Source organism: Vreelandella halophytica (assembly GCF_968193635.1).
Genome location: NZ_OZ309107.1, coordinates 788255 through 801564 on the forward strand (window position 1 = coordinate 788255; position 13310 = coordinate 801564).

15 protein-coding genes are annotated in these 13310 nt (G+C 62.4%); 6 read left to right on the forward strand and 9 right to left on the reverse strand.

What is annotated here, in order from left to right; translation table 11 throughout:
• Nucleotides 1–85 precede the first annotated feature (85 nt).
• From ACWHXT_RS03720 to ACWHXT_RS03730, 3 genes are all read left to right on the forward strand, one after another.
• Nucleotides 86–1237 (forward strand): GGDEF domain-containing protein, encoded by a 1152-nt coding sequence (locus tag ACWHXT_RS03720; RefSeq protein WP_447957288.1) that lies wholly within the window; start codon nt 86–88, stop codon nt 1235–1237.
• 267 nt (nt 1238–1504) lie between these two features.
• The gene (locus tag ACWHXT_RS03725; protein ID WP_447957289.1) at nt 1505–2653 is read left to right on the forward strand and encodes a GGDEF domain-containing protein; all 1149 of its coding nucleotides are present in this window, start codon (nt 1505–1507) and stop codon (nt 2651–2653) included.
• 10 nt (nt 2654–2663) lie between these two features.
• Nucleotides 2664–3455, forward strand: coding sequence for a PhzF family phenazine biosynthesis protein (locus tag ACWHXT_RS03730; RefSeq protein ID WP_447957290.1), 792 nt, complete (start codon nt 2664–2666; stop codon nt 3453–3455).
• Nucleotides 3456–3553: 98 nt separating this feature from the next.
• On the opposite strand, the gene ACWHXT_RS03735 is transcribed toward ACWHXT_RS03730, so the two are convergent.
• The 5 genes from ACWHXT_RS03735 to ACWHXT_RS03755 form a co-directional block, all read right to left on the reverse strand.
• A complete protein-coding gene (locus ACWHXT_RS03735; RefSeq protein WP_447895261.1) occupies nt 3554–3850 on the reverse strand; it encodes a DUF1330 domain-containing protein in 297 nt (98 codons plus the stop codon).
• 26 nt (nt 3851–3876) lie between these two features.
• Nucleotides 3877–4554, reverse strand: a complete 678-nt coding sequence (locus tag ACWHXT_RS03740; RefSeq protein WP_447957291.1) for a type 1 glutamine amidotransferase domain-containing protein — start codon at nt 4552–4554, stop codon at nt 3877–3879.
• A gap of 29 nt (nt 4555–4583) precedes the next feature.
• The gene (locus tag ACWHXT_RS03745; RefSeq protein ID WP_447957292.1) at nt 4584–5201 is read right to left on the reverse strand and encodes a TetR/AcrR family transcriptional regulator; all 618 of its coding nucleotides are present in this window, start codon (nt 5199–5201) and stop codon (nt 4584–4586) included.
• A gap of 87 nt (nt 5202–5288) precedes the next feature.
• Complete coding sequence (locus tag ACWHXT_RS03750; protein ID WP_447957293.1) at nt 5289–5807, reverse strand: cupin domain-containing protein; 519 nt, start codon at nt 5805–5807, stop codon at nt 5289–5291.
• Between the two features lie 68 nt (nt 5808–5875).
• Nucleotides 5876–6268: a RidA family protein gene (locus ACWHXT_RS03755; RefSeq protein WP_447895264.1), complete on the reverse strand. Its 393-nt coding sequence runs from the start codon at nt 6266–6268 to the stop codon at nt 5876–5878.
• Nucleotides 6269–6407: 139 nt separating this feature from the next.
• On the opposite strand from ACWHXT_RS03755, the gene ACWHXT_RS03760 reads away from it, so the two are divergent.
• The 3 genes from ACWHXT_RS03760 (at nt 6408) to ACWHXT_RS03770 (ending at nt 9375) form a co-directional block, all read left to right on the forward strand.
• Nucleotides 6408–7376: a LysR family transcriptional regulator gene (locus ACWHXT_RS03760; RefSeq protein WP_447957294.1), complete on the forward strand. Its 969-nt coding sequence runs from the start codon at nt 6408–6410 to the stop codon at nt 7374–7376.
• Nucleotides 7377–7493: 117 nt separating this feature from the next.
• The gene (gene lldD, locus ACWHXT_RS03765; RefSeq protein WP_447928144.1) at nt 7494–8654 is read left to right on the forward strand and encodes an FMN-dependent L-lactate dehydrogenase LldD; all 1161 of its coding nucleotides are present in this window, start codon (nt 7494–7496) and stop codon (nt 8652–8654) included.
• A 190-nt stretch (nt 8655–8844) separates the two neighbouring features.
• Complete coding sequence (locus ACWHXT_RS03770; RefSeq protein ID WP_447957295.1) at nt 8845–9375, forward strand: hypothetical protein; 531 nt, start codon at nt 8845–8847, stop codon at nt 9373–9375.
• Between the two features lie 62 nt (nt 9376–9437).
• Here the strand turns inward: ACWHXT_RS03770 and ACWHXT_RS03775 are convergent, their stop codons facing one another.
• Genes ACWHXT_RS03775 through ACWHXT_RS03790 form a run of 4 tightly spaced genes read right to left on the reverse strand, consistent with a single transcriptional unit; the run spans nt 9438 to nt 13309 of the window.
• Nucleotides 9438–10256, reverse strand: a complete 819-nt coding sequence (locus tag ACWHXT_RS03775; protein ID WP_447957296.1) for an ABC transporter ATP-binding protein — start codon at nt 10254–10256, stop codon at nt 9438–9440.
• Nucleotides 10253–11293, reverse strand: a complete 1041-nt coding sequence (locus ACWHXT_RS03780; protein ID WP_447957297.1) for a FecCD family ABC transporter permease — start codon at nt 11291–11293, stop codon at nt 10253–10255. The genes ACWHXT_RS03775 and ACWHXT_RS03780 overlap by 4 nt, the downstream gene beginning before the upstream one ends.
• On the reverse strand, nt 11290–12363 hold the full coding sequence (locus ACWHXT_RS03785; protein WP_447957298.1) for a FecCD family ABC transporter permease: 1074 nt from the start codon (nt 12361–12363) through the stop codon (nt 11290–11292). The genes ACWHXT_RS03780 and ACWHXT_RS03785 overlap by 4 nt, the downstream gene beginning before the upstream one ends.
• Complete coding sequence (locus ACWHXT_RS03790; RefSeq protein WP_447957299.1) at nt 12317–13309, reverse strand: iron-siderophore ABC transporter substrate-binding protein; 993 nt, start codon at nt 13307–13309, stop codon at nt 12317–12319. The genes ACWHXT_RS03785 and ACWHXT_RS03790 overlap by 47 nt, the downstream gene beginning before the upstream one ends.
• Between the last annotated feature and the right edge of the window lies 1 nt (nt 13310).

Below are 13310 nucleotides of genomic sequence, written 5' to 3' on the forward strand. Positions count from 1 at the left end.
GCCTGCCGGGCGGGTTATTGTCTTTAAACGCTGCACCAAGGGCTGGCCAATGCTAATTACGGTAAAAAAGATTGGGTCATTGGGCGTGGAGGGAAACCCCGTCAGGGTCCGCCGGCAAATAGAGCTTTGTAACCAGCTTGGCCTGTTCGGCGCATTGGCCACCATCCCTTATCAACTGTTCTATATTGGCTACGACCTCGGCTTCTATCGCGGCATCTTTACGGCTAATCTACTGTTCATGGTGGCCTACCTTTCGGTGTTGCCGCTTAACTATTGCCGATTCTACAGAAGCGCTAGAAAGTTGCTGGTCGTGAATGCGTGTATCCAGCTGTTCGTCGTGACGCTCTTCATTAGCGCTGAAGCCGGCGTGCACCTTTTCTACTTTTGTTTGGCGTCGATTCTGGTGTTTCTGTTCGAGCAGCTACGGGTCGTTACCTACCTGGTGCTGATGACCCTGGTCGGCGCGCTCTACATTACCGCTCACTTCATGTTTCCACTGTCGGTGGCGCTCACGCCGGTGCCATCGCCTTGGGTCGATGTCATGTACGTCGCTAGCGTCGCAGGCGTGCTGTCTTTGCAGGCTGGGCTTTTGTATCTGTTGCGCCAGCAGATCGACAGTGCCGAAGATGAGCTGACGCACAAAAACGAGCATCTCGAGGTGCAGAGTAATACCGACCCTTTGACCGGGCTGGCGAACCGGCGGCTGCTCGATAGAACCCTCGAACGGGAATGGTCGAGGCTGGCGTTTGAGGCGGGGGAGCTCTCCCTGATCATGTGCGATATCGACCACTTCAAACGCTTCAATGATCGTTACGGCCACGGGGAGGGAGACAAGTGCCTGGAGCGGATTGCCGCAGCACTCGAGCTTACGTTCGCCCGGCCGACGGACCTGGTGGCGCGCTATGGCGGTGAAGAGTTCGCCTGCGTGCTGCCCTTTACCGATGAGCAAGGCGCTCGTTATCTGGGTGAGAAGCTCGTCGAAGCGGTTCGCGACCTGAATATTTTAAACGCCGACACGCACGCTGGCCGGGTGACCATTAGCGTAGGCGTCTCCAGCATCGCCCCGTCGTGTCGCAAGGCCCGCTCGATAAGCGAGAGGCAGCTGCTCAATTGTGCGGATCAGGCGCTTTACCAGGCCAAAGCCCAGGGCCGCGATCAGGTCGCGTTTTTGGCATGCCAAGAGGCCGAGCATTCGCCCGAGCGGCCCACGCCACCGAGTGACAGACGCAAAACGTAATTTTTATCGACGTAATCTCTGTTCGCGTCGTCCCCATCACTGCTCATTTGCTCGGCCGGGTATCAAGAACCCCAGGGCCCGGCCGATAAAGTCTGATCGGGGAGCGATTGTCGGTGTCGGGCGGTCGCTGCTTCCCCATTACCGTTGCCTCTTGTTTTAAGTCTTTATCCCACGTTTTTTTGAACGCGTTTTAACGAGCCGCGCAAGCGCCGAGCGCAACGAAAAAACCGTAAAGGGTCGTCGAACGCCGCAACGGAGCTTAAGCCCATGCTGGATGTAGTAATGAAGTGTTGGTCGCCGGGAGTGGCGGGCAATTCGATTCGGCTGCGCCGGCAGATAGAGCTTTGCAACCAGCTCTGTTTGTTCTGCATCGTGGCCACCTTGCCGTACCAACTCTTCTATATTTTTTACGAAGTCGCCTTTTATCTCCCCATTTTGATCATCAGCTCGCTGTTCGTCGTGAGCTGTCTTGTCATCATGTTCCTCAACCACCGGCGACGGTATAACGACGCCCGAAATATGTTGGTCGCTGTGCTTGCCGTGTATCTGCTGATCAAGACGTCCTTTTTGGGGGCCAGCTCCGGGGTGCCACTTTATTATTTTGCGCTGGCGGGCGTGCTGATTTTTTTGTTTCCTCACTTTACCTGGCAAACCTACGGCGTGATGATGGGAGGATGCGGCGCGCTTTACGTCATCGCGCATTTCGTGTTCGAAAGCCGCTCGTTTACGCCGATACCCGCGCCCTGGACCGACATCATGTATGGCGTCAGCGTGACGTGCGTTTTGGTGATGCTGGGCGTACTGCTGTATCTTTTTCGACAGCAGATCGAGCAGGCCGAAGACGAGCTAACGCTGACCAATCAGGCGCTGCTCACGCTTAGCAGCACCGATCCGCTGACCGGGCTTGCCAACCGGCGGGCGATGCACGAAACGCTCAAACGGGAGTGGCGAAGGCTGACGCGAAAGCCCAACGCGCTCTCTATCATCATGTGCGATGTGGACCACTTCAAGCAGTTCAACGACCACTACGGCCATAACGCCGGGGATGACTGCTTGCGGCGCATTGCCCGCGTCTTGGAGGGCGCCGTGTCGCGCTCCTCCGATTTAGTCGCCCGCTTTGGCGGTGAAGAGTTCGTGTTTATCCTGCCGGGTATCAATGAAAAGCATGCTCGCCATCTAGGCGAAAAACTGTGCAAGGCGGTACGTGCGCTCGATATCCCCAACGCGGGTACGGCTTCGGGGTGGGTGACGATCAGCCTTGGCATAGCCAGCCTTGACCCCGCCAATTGCCCGGTTCAGCGTACCAATACCGGGGAGGGGCTTTTGAACATGGCCGACAAGGCGCTTTACCGGGCGAAAGACAACGGCCGTAACCGGGTCGAGTTTTTGCCCTACCCACGCACTGACACACGCTAACGGAGAAAGAATGCAGATTGCGCTTTATCAGGTAGATGCCTTCGCCACAAAGCCCTTCGAAGGCAACCCGGCGGCGGTATGCCCGCTGGATACGTGGCTCGACGACAGCGAGCTTCAAGCGATCGCCGCAGAGAACAACCTGTCCGAAACCGCTTTTGTTGTACCGCTGGAGACGGGCTACCACCTGCGCTGGTTTACCCCCTCCGTCGAGGTGGATCTATGCGGCCATGCGACCCTGGCCGCCGCCTGGGTGATTTTCAACGAGCTGGGCGATACGCGCGATGTGCTTCATTTTGAGACGCGCAGCGGCGTGCTGATCGTGCGCCGGGAAGGCCAGGCGCTTGCCATGGATTTTCCGGCCAAAACGCTTGCGCCTTTCAATGGTCATGATGAGGTGGTCGCTGCCCTTGGCGGTATCGAACTCGAAGCGCTTTTGATCGCCGATGATATCGTGGCGGTGGCGCGGGACGCGGCGGCGATCGAAACCCTCGAGCCGGACATGCAGCTGCTGAAAAAGCTGCCCGGGCGGGGCCTGGCGGTCACCGGTCAAGGGGAGGACGTGGATTTCGTCTCCCGCTGGTTTGGCCCCAACGTCGGCGTGGAAGAAGACCCGGTCACGGGCTCGGCGCACACCGCGCTGGCGCCTTACTGGGCCGAACGGCTGGGTAAGCCCTTACTAACCGCCCGCCAGGGCGGCGCGAGAAAAGGCGAGCTTGGCTGCACCGTTCAAGGCGAACGCGTGGTGATCAAGGGCCAGGTAGCACCGTATTTGAAAGGCATGATCACCCTCGGCGAGCGTTAAGCGGCCATTTAAATACCTTCACAAGCCAGAAAGTAAAAAGGCCGTTCGCGGATGCGCGAACGGCCTTTGACGTGGCTTTTTACATGGCTTGCGGCGTTTTACGCCTCTTCGAGCCCATCGACGAGCAGCACCCGGTAGTCCGCGCCCTGAAAACGGTGCTTGCGCGCCGCCTGGTAGGCGGGGCTTTGGTACCAGGCGCGGGCGGCGTCCATATCCGGGAAGCGCAGAATCACCGCGCCTTCCATGTCGCTGCCTTCCATTACCTCGAAGTCACCGTAGAACGCCAGCGGCTCCGGGTCGTGGCCTTCGCGGGCGGCCTGGGCTTTCTCCGCATAGCGGGCCAGTTCATCGGCGTCGTGGGTGCGTTCACGGATCAGTACGACATAAGCGGACATTCGATTCTCCTTTTGTGAGCCGGCGCTTAGGAAAGCTTTTTCAAAAGCGCTTGAGCGGTGGCTTCAGAAGAGCCCGGGTTTTGGCCGGTGATCAGCAGGCCGTCTTCTACCACGTAGACGCCCCAGTCGTCGCCCTTGCTGTACTCACCGCCGTGCTGCTTGAGCATGTCTTCGACCAAAAACGGCACGACGTTGGTCAGGCCCACGGCGTCTTCTTCACTGTTGCTGAAACCGGTCACCTTACGGCCCGCCACGAGCGGCTTGCCGTCGCTGTCTTTAACGTGGCGCAGTACGCCCGGCGCGTGGCATACGGTGGCCACCGGCTTGTGGGCAGCCATGGCGTCTTCGATCAGCTTGATCGAGTCCGCGTTTTCGGCCAGGTCCCAAAGCGGGCCGTGGCCGCCGGGGTAGAACACGCCGTCGAACTGGGAAAGGTCGACATCGGCCAGTTTGTGCGTGTTGGCCAGCGCCTTTTGCGCTTCGTCGTCGGCCTCGAAGCGGTGGGTGGCGTCGGTTTGGGCATCCGGCACGTTGCTGTTGGGGTCGAGCGGCGGCTGGCCGCCAGCCGGGGAGGCCAGGGTCAGGGTCGCGCCGGCGTCCAGAAAGGTGTAGTAGGGCGCCGCCAGCTCTTCCAGCCAGAAGCCGGTTTTGTTGCCGGTATCGCCAAGCTGGTCGTGCGAAGTCACTACCAAAAGAATATTCATCATTGAATCCTTTACAGGTTGAGGCTGGTTTAGCCGGTTGAATAAAGCCGTTGATTTAATAAAGCGTAGGTGGCATTCAGGGCGGCCTCCAGCGGTACGTCGTCCCGCGTGATTTTGGCGCGCAGGCTGGCGCCCAGCCACAAGTGATAAAGCGTGGCGGCCAGCGCCTGCGCATCGCCCTGAACGCTTGTGGGCAAATCAAGTGAACTATCCGCCGTAGCCGCGTTGATAGCCAGCGCCAATCGCTCGATCACGGCGTCGGTGCCGCGCTGGAGTACGTGGCGCATGTTCTCGGAGAGATCGCTCACTTCCGCGGCCAGCTTGACCGCCAGGCATTTGCTGTTCGGTGCATCGAAGCGTTGGGTATCGCGCCAGTGATGCCAGTAGCTCAAAAGCCGCTGAGCGTTGGACGAGCCGGGCTGGGCCAGGCGCTCTTCGAGCTGCGCGAGATAGCCTGCGAAGTACTCTTCCAGCAGCGCTTCGCCAAACGCCTCCTTGGAGGCGAAGTAGTGGTAAAAGGAGCCCTTGGGCACGCCGGCGGCTTTGAGAATTTCATTGAGGCCCACCGCCGCAAACCCCTTGCCGCCAATGATGCTCTGGCCGGTGGTAAGAATGCGTTGCCGGACATCGCCGGTGATTGGTGTCATGGTCATAGTCGTTAGACTACCCTTCATTAGACCAGTCGTCTAGAGGGGCTGAGATTTTTGCCACCACCGGCCTCGACAAAAGCGGGCTTATCGTGTGGGCTTCCAAAGGGTAGGCAGCGTTCCGCCGACGGGGTCACCGGCGGGCAAGGCCACGGCGGCGATCCGCTTTTGGGCCACCTCCAGCCGGGCCGGGTCGCCCCGTTCCAGGTCCGGCGCCTGGTTGGGTGGGTAGGCGCCGACCATGCAAAAGCCGTCGCTATCCGCCAGGCAGGCATGGCCGGTACCGGCGGGCAGCACCAGCACGTCACCGGCCTCGAGCGTTACCTCGGGCCCGTTGGGCCCACCCAGTTGCGCCCGGGCGTGGCCGCGAAAAACGCCCAACGCCTCGTGGGCGTTGGTGTGGAAGTGCTGAAAATCATACAGATGGTAGCGCCAGGACGGCGGCCAGCCGTTTTGTTCGAACATGGCCTCGCAGTCCCGGGCGCGCTGCTCGGGGTCATCGGCTTGCAGCACCTGGCGGTAAATCAGCACCGGCAACGGCGAGTTGGGAAAGCCGGCCGCCTCGTCGCGCTCCAGATAAAGGGTCTCGGGGTTGGGAAGCATCATCCTGTCCTCTTTTCGGCGTTGAGCACTCACCTTACTCTAGCAGTCGATCGCCAAGGACGGGTTGTGGGTTACGTGGGCAGGGTGGCAATGACCTTGATTTCGAAATCGAAACCCGCCAGCCAGTTGACGCCGACCGCTGTCCAGTTCGGGTAGGGCTTGTCGGGAAACGCCCGGGCCTTGGCGGCCATGACGGTAGCGAACTGGGCTTCAGGGTCGGTATGAAAGCTGGTCACGTCGACGATATCGTCAAAGCTCGCGCCGGCAGCTTCCAGCACCCCCTTGAGGTTATCGAAGGCGAGCTCCACCTGAGCGGCAAAATCCGGCTCCGGCGAGCCGTCTTCGCGGCTACCGACCTGGCCCGATACAAACAGAAAGCCATTGGCGCGTACGGCCGCGCTATAGCCGTTGAGTTCGTAAAGGGCCTGCCGGTTTTGGGGGAACACTACATCGCGTTGTGCCATCGCGGTCTCTCCATTGAAGCTTCATGGGCAAGCGGTACGCTTGATAGCGCCATTTTAAGCCTGCCCAGGTACTGGATAAACGCGATATCCTGTTCAACACTGTTTGCTCTTTCCAAACAATCACGAGGGTCTGAACGCCATGGACCGTTTCACCGCCATGCAGGCGTTCGCTCGGGTCGTCGAGACCGGCAGCTTCACTCAGGCGGCGCAAACGCTGGGTATCAGCAAGACCAGTGTGACCCAGCTGGTGCAACAGCTGGAGGCAAGGCTGCGGGTCAAGCTTTTAAACCGCACCACGCGCAAGGTGAATACCACCGCAGACGGCGCGGCCTACTACGCGCGCGTTGTTAAGTTGCTGGCGGATATGGATGATGCGGAAACCAGTCTCTCCAATGCGGCCGTAGCGCCCCGCGGGCGGCTCAGAATCGATGTGCCAAGCCCGTTTGCCCGCCTGATTTTGATTCCCGCGCTACCGCGGTTTTGGGCGCAGTACCCGGATATTCAGCTCGACATCGGCGTAAGCGACCGCCGGGTGGACCTGGTCGATGAAAGCGTGGACTGCGTCATACGCGGCGCAGAGCTTGCCGATCTTTCGCTGGTGGCCCGCCGGGTGGGTGAGCTGAACCTGGGCGCTTACGCAGCCCCGGGCTACCTGGAAAACACCGGTGTGCCTTCACATCCCGCAAGGCTTTCGGTCTCACCGCACTATCTCATTGGCTTTAAGTGGCGCGGCCTTGCGCCCTTCGCCCCCACGCTCAAACGCGGCGCAGAGCGCGTCGATATTCAGGGGCGCTATAGGGTAACCGTCGACGATGGCAACGCCGCACTGGCGGCGGGGCTTGCCGGGCTAGGCGTGGTGTGGCTGCCCGATTACATGGCTTACGAACACGTCATTCGTGGCGAGCTGGTGCGCCTGTTCGATGACTGGCATTTAGAACCCATGCCGATGTTCGTTGCCTTTCGACCCAATCGCCACGTCAGCGCCAAGCTGCGCGTGTTCATCGAGTGGGTGGCCGCGCTAATGGCAACGCCGCTGCCTACCGCCGATCACTCCCATCCGGTAAGTGGCCAAGGCGAACGCCGCCCGAGTGCGCCTGGCATAGACTAAAGTTGGGGGCCGGGGAGCGCTCGCCCAGCGGGTTTACTTGGTACGCTAACCGGTAGCGTAAGGCGTTGGATGTACGGACGCTTCCCCGTTTCCCGTATCGAGAATTAAGGCGATTCCATGATCATTTCAAGCCCGTCGGATTACCGGCAAGCCGCCCAGCAGCGCATCCCCCGCTTTCTTTTCGACTACCTGGACGGCGGCTCGGTCACCGAGAGTACGCTGCGCGGCAACGTCGAGGCGCTGCAGGGCATTCCGCTGCGCCAGCGCGTGCTGAAAGGCGGCGGCACGCCCACCCTCGATACCGATATTCTGGGTAGCCAGTGGAAGATGCCGGTCGCCCTCGCCCCGGTGGGTGCCACCGGCCTGTACGCCCGGCGCGGCGAAGTACAGGCGGCCCGCGCCGCCGAGAAAGCGGGTATTCCCTACACGCTTTCGACGGTGTCGGTCTGCTCGATCGAAGAGGTCGCCCGGGAGGCTCACGGCGAGCAGTGGTCGCAGCTTTACGTCTTGAAAGACCGCGGCTTCATGAAAAACGCTTTGGAGCGCTCCTGGGAGGCGGGGATGAAAACCCTGGTGTTCACCGTGGACATGCCGCTGCCCGGCTCGCGCTACCGCGACCGCCGCTCGGGCATGTCCGGGCCCAACGCCAAACTGCGCCAGTACGCCCAGGCGATTACCCACCCGCAGTGGGCGTATGATGTGGGGCTTAAGGGCAAGCCGCTTTCGTTTGGCAACATCGAAGCTTACACCGGGCGCAAGATGGGCATGGAAGACTACATGGGCTTTCTGGCCAAGAACTTCGACCCCTCGATCAGTTGGGACGAGCTTGCCTGGATTCGCGAAAGCTGGAAGGGCAAGCTGATCATCAAGGGCCTGCTGGATAAAGACGACGCCCGCGAGGCCCAGCGCATGGGCGCTGATGGCATCGTGGTCTCCAACCACGGCGGCCGCCAGCTCGACGGCGCGATCTCCACCGCCCAGGCGCTGCCGCACATCGTCGAGGAAGTGGGCGACGAGCTGACCGTGCTGGCGGACTCCGGCGTGCGCTCCGGGCTTGACGTGGTGCGCATGCTGGCCCTCGGCGCCAAGGGGGTGCTGCTGGGCCGCGCCTACGCTTACGCCCTGGCCGCCCGGGGCGAGGCCGGCGTTTCGCATCTACTGGAACTGATCGCTGCGGACATGCGCGTAACCATGACGCTGATCGGCGCCAATTCGCCGGCCGAGATCAACCAGAGCCACCTGGACGCGGTGGTGAAAGAGCTCAAGATGAGTGAGTAAGTGGTTGGGCACTTGATCGAAGAATCTTAAATTTAATTTGAACCTCCTGCGGTGGCAGCCATCCAAAGGCCAGGTTCTTCGAGGTTTTTCGTTTGGCAAACACCTCGAAGAGCATTATGCGGGCTCTGCTATGAGCCTGACGGGCCTCTTGCGAAGTGGTCGTTTTACTATCGATAAGGAGTGTTGAGCCGTGCTGCACAACGTTAAACCGCTAAAAAAGTGCCTGCCATTGGTTATGCTGGGCGTCGCTGTCTCAGTGCCTGCTTTCGCGCAGACCCTGGACCCATCCGACCCTGACGATATGGCCGAAATGCAGCAGCAGATGGTCGAGATCGCGCTCATGCAGCCTGGCGCTACCACCACGAGCGATGGCGCCACCTTACCGCTTTACCCGGATGCCGAGGTTCGGGTCCATTTCACCGACCCAAGCGTTATCCCCAGCATGGATGGCGGGACCCTGGGTGAAGATGCGCTGCCGACGATCATGATGGTGTCCGAGGATTCCGTTGCTGAGGTCACCGACTTTTATGAAGAGCAGCTCGACGGCTTTACGCGGCTGGACTACGAGGCAGAAGGCGTGACCTTCGGGAAGGGGTTGCCGGAGGACTTGAGCCCGATGGAGTTCGAGCGCTGGGCCAACCTCGTGCCGTATCATGAGCACGTGTCCATTTACGACCAGTCCGGCGAGACGATCATCGAAATGGCCTACCAGCCGGAGTAACGCAGCGCCCTTCGTGATTCATAAACGCCCTTCTCGAGCCCGTCGAGAAGGGCGTTTTGCATTTAATGCCCGGGCCGAGCAGTTTTCACGCGGCCGTGGCGCCCCAGCGGAACCATCATTGGTTTGCCGGTCACCGGGTCGTCGATCACGCGGCTTTCCAGACCAAACACGTCGAATACCATCTGCTCAGTGAGTACCTCCTCTGGCGTGCCGGCCGCGTAGACGCGCCCGCCGGCCATGGCGATGAGCGTATCGGCGTAGCGGGCGGCCAGGTTCAGCTCGTGCAGTACCATCACGATGGTGGTGCCCCGGGTCTGGTTCAGGTCGGTGAGCAAATCCAGCACGTCGATTTGATGGTTGATGTCCAAAAAGGTGGTGGGCTCGTCGAGCAGCAGCACGCGCGTTTGCTGGGCCAGCGCCATTGCGATCCACACCCGCTGGCGCTGGCCGCCAGAGAGCTCGTCGACCTCGCGGGTGGCAAGCTCGACGAGGTGAGTCGCGGCCAGCGCATCCGCCACGGCGGCGTCATCAACGCGGCTCCAGCGCTTGAATAGCCCCTGATGCGGGTGGCGGCCGCGGCTGACCAGATCGAGCACGCTGATGCCTTCCGGTGCGATGGGCGACTGCGGCAAAAAGCCGAGCTCTCGCGCCAGGTGGCGGCTTTGCAGTTGGTGAATGCTCTCGCCGTCGAGCACGACGCGGCCCCGGCGTGGGGTAATCAGCCGGGAAAGCGCGCGCAAGAGCGTGGACTTGCCGCAGGCGTTGGCCCCCACGATGGCACTCGTATGGCCCGCCTGCACGGCGAGGCTCACGTCTTCGAGCACGCGGCGCTCGCCATAGCCCGCCGAAAGCCCCTCGGCCATTAGCGTGGTTGCACTCATAAGGCGCCTTTGCGTTGGTTGTCGCGAATGATCAAATACACCAGATAAGGCGCGCCCAGCACGCCGGTGACGATGCCCACCGGGTAGCGGGCGGGCAGTAAAAACTGCCCGGCGTAGTCGCTGAAAAGCACCAGCAGCGCCCCGATCAATGCCGAGGGAAGCAGCAGCGAGCCGTTTTGGCCGACCACCCGCGCCGCAATCGGCCCCGAGAGAAACGCCACGAAGGCGATGGGGCCGGACACCGCCGTGGCAAAGGCCACCAGCGCCACGGCGCAGAGCACCACGATGATCCGCGTAGCGGCCAGGTGCACGCCGAGCCCGGCGGCCAGCTCGTCGCCCAGGCGCAACGTCTCCAGATCGCGCCGGCGGCTGACGAGTAGCCCGCCCATCAGCAACAGCGCGATGAAAAGCGAAAGCGTCTGGTCCAGTCCCACGCCGTTGACACTGCCGGTGATCCAGCGAAGCGCTTCTTGAAGCGACCAGTTGGGCGCCTGCATCAAAAGATACGCCGTCACGCTTTGCAGCATGGCGGCAAGCCCTATGCCGATCAGAATCAGCCGAGCGCCGGTCACCCCGTCGCGCCAGGCGAGTAGATAAATCAGCAGTGCCACGCCAAGCCCGGCGGTAATCGCGATCAACGACACCGCCGGCCCGCTCAAGGAGAGCACGACGATGGCGAACACCGCGCCGGTGCTGGCGCCGGTACTGATACCGATGATATCCGGGCTCGCCAGCGGATTGCGCAGCATGGTTTGAAAGGCAACGCCCCCAAGGCCGAAACAGGCGCCGGTCAGAAGACACGCCAGTGTCCGAGGCAGGCGCAGCTCGCGCACGGTGAAGCTTGCCCCCGGTATGTCGGTGCCGGTCAAAATGCGCGCCACCGTGGCCGGCGGCGTAAAGGATTGGCCAAGCATCAGGGTGAGCATCGCCCCGGCGAGCAGGGCGATGGCCAAAAGCCCCAGGATACGCGCGCGGCGCTTGGCCTGGCCGCGGCGCGTGCGTCGCAAGGTGTCTGCCAGCGGGGCCGTCGTGTTCATAGCGCGCCCACCTTGCGGTGACGCACGATCCAGATAAACACCGGCGCGCCGATAAAGGCGGTTACGACACCCGCATCGAGCTCCGCTGGGTGAGCCACCAGCCGCCCGGCGACATCCGCAAGGGTCAGCAGCGCTGCGCCGCCCAGGGCGGAAAACGGCAGCAGCCAGCGGTAATCGCCGCCCACCAGCAGCCGGCAGGCATGCGGCACGACCAGCCCGACAAACCCGATGGGCCCGCAGACCGCGGTCGTTGCGCCACACAAAAGCACTGCCCCCAGGGCGGACATCATTCGCGCTCTGGCAACGCTTTCGCCAAGCCCGACGGCGGTATCGTCCCCCAACGCGAGCAGGTTGAGCTTGCGCGCCGCCGTTAGGGCGATGACAAAACCGCCCAGCAAAAAAGGCGTAACGGGGAGTAGTTGCGCGTAGGTCGCGCCGCCCACACCACCCACCAGCCAGGCCTGTACCAGCCCGGCGATATCGGTGCGGGGCAGGATGACCGCCGTAGTCAGCGAGGTAAGCGCGGCGGTGATGGCCGCGCCGGCCAGCGCCATGCGAAGCGGCGTCGCACCACCCCGGCCCAGGCTTGCAATGGTGTAGACCGTCACGGCGGCAACGCCCGCGCCTGCCAAGGCGCAGGCAATGAAGCCCAGGCTCGTTTGAAGGTCGAACCACGCGATACCGATGACCACCGCCAGCGCGGCGCCGGCGTTCACGCCTAAAAGGCCTGGGTCCGCCAGCGGGTTACGCGTCACACCCTGCATGACGCCGCCAGCCACGCCCAGCGCGGCCCCGGCCAGCAGCGCCAAAAGCGTGCGCGGCAGCCGGCTGGCTACGGCGGCGTCCCCTACGGTGTCGATGCGAGCGCTGAGTGCGGCGCTGATTTCCGCAAGGCCCACGCTTCGCGCGCCCAAGGCCACCGAGAGCATGGCCGCCAGAACTAGCAGCGTCATCAGCAGCGCGCCGGCCATCAGCCGCCTGGCCACGTGGCGCCGGCTTTCGCGCAACGCGTAGGTGGCGCTGTTAGCGTACCTTGCGGGCGGCGCGGGCGAGTAGCTCGGCATAGTCATCCAGTACCCAGGCAATTGATAAAGGGGTGGGGTTGGCGGCGGTGCCCAAAGGGCTATTATCCAGCATGACGACGGCACCGTTTTCGACGGCCGACAGCCGAGAGGTGAGCGGGGTGGCGTCGAGCTCCTCCATTAGCTCGGCGCCGCCGTAGGTGACCAGCACGTCGACATCGTCGAGCTCATCGATCAGCTCGGCGCTGATTTCACCGGAAAACTGCCCCGCGTTCGAATGCTCGCGCACCACCCCGGGCGAGATAAGGCCAAGGTCGTGGAAGAACTGCACCCGGGCGTCGTTATCGGAGTAAAACGCGATACGCCCCAGGTTACCCGGGTCCAGGTGGGTGACGAACATCGCAGTCGTATCCGCAAGGGCTGGGTAGCGCGCGGCAGTCTCGGCGATTTGGGCTTCCAGCGCCTCGATGAGCGCCTCGCCTTCCTCGCTCATGCCCATGCCGGCGCTGTTGAGACGAATCATCTCGCGCCAGCTACTCGCCCAAGGGCCATCCGGGTAGGCCACGACCGGGGCGATGTGGCTGAGCGTGTCGTAATCGCGCTGACTAAGCCCGGAGTAGGCGGCCAGAATCACGTCCGGGCGGCTGGCGGCGACGGCTTCGAAGTCGATGCCATCGCCTTCGTCAAAAAGCGCCGGGGCGGGCTCACCAAGCTCATCCAGGCGCGCTTCGACCCAGGGCAGCAGGCCATTGCCGCTCGGGTCGCCGAAGTTGGCGGCGGCAAAGCCGACCGGCACCACACCCAGCGCCAGCGGTACTTCGTGATTGGCCCAGGCGATGGTGGCGATGCGCTCGGGCTTTTCGTCGATGACCGTGGTGCCCAGGCCATGTTCGATCTGCTGCGGGTAAGTCTGGGCGTTGGCGGCGGTGGTGGCGTAAAGCGCAAGCGTGGCGACCAGCGAAAGCCCCATGCGGCGGCGGTGCTTGTCCATCATG

Bases quoted from the DNA above. Each gene is read 5' to 3' on its own strand.
- ACWHXT_RS03725 (WP_447957289.1), top strand. From the start codon at position 1,505: ATGCTGGATGTAGTAATGAAGTGTTGGTCGCCGGGAGTGGCGGGCAAT.
- ACWHXT_RS03755 (WP_447895264.1), bottom strand. From the start codon at position 6,268: ATGGCACAACGCGATGTAGTGTTCCCCCAAAACCGGCAGGCCCTTTAC.
- ACWHXT_RS03760 (WP_447957294.1), top strand. From the start codon at position 6,408: ATGGACCGTTTCACCGCCATGCAGGCGTTCGCTCGGGTCGTCGAGACC.
- ACWHXT_RS03730 (WP_447957290.1), top strand. From the start codon at position 2,664: ATGCAGATTGCGCTTTATCAGGTAGATGCCTTCGCCACAAAGCCCTTC.
- ACWHXT_RS03785 (WP_447957298.1), bottom strand. From the start codon at position 12,363: ATGACTATGCCGAGCTACTCGCCCGCGCCGCCCGCAAGGTACGCTAAC.
- ACWHXT_RS03745 (WP_447957292.1), bottom strand. From the start codon at position 5,201: ATGACACCAATCACCGGCGATGTCCGGCAACGCATTCTTACCACCGGC.
- lldD (WP_447928144.1), top strand. From the start codon at position 7,494: ATGATCATTTCAAGCCCGTCGGATTACCGGCAAGCCGCCCAGCAGCGC.
- ACWHXT_RS03740 (WP_447957291.1), bottom strand. From the start codon at position 4,554: ATGAATATTCTTTTGGTAGTGACTTCGCACGACCAGCTTGGCGATACC.
- ACWHXT_RS03735 (WP_447895261.1), bottom strand. From the start codon at position 3,850: ATGTCCGCTTATGTCGTACTGATCCGTGAACGCACCCACGACGCCGAT.
- ACWHXT_RS03790 (WP_447957299.1), bottom strand. From the start codon at position 13,309: ATGATGGACAAGCACCGCCGCCGCATGGGGCTTTCGCTGGTCGCCACG.
- ACWHXT_RS03780 (WP_447957297.1), bottom strand. From the start codon at position 11,293: ATGAACACGACGGCCCCGCTGGCAGACACCTTGCGACGCACGCGCCGC.
- ACWHXT_RS03750 (WP_447957293.1), bottom strand. From the start codon at position 5,807: ATGATGCTTCCCAACCCCGAGACCCTTTATCTGGAGCGCGACGAGGCG.
- ACWHXT_RS03775 (WP_447957296.1), bottom strand. From the start codon at position 10,256: ATGAGTGCAACCACGCTAATGGCCGAGGGGCTTTCGGCGGGCTATGGC.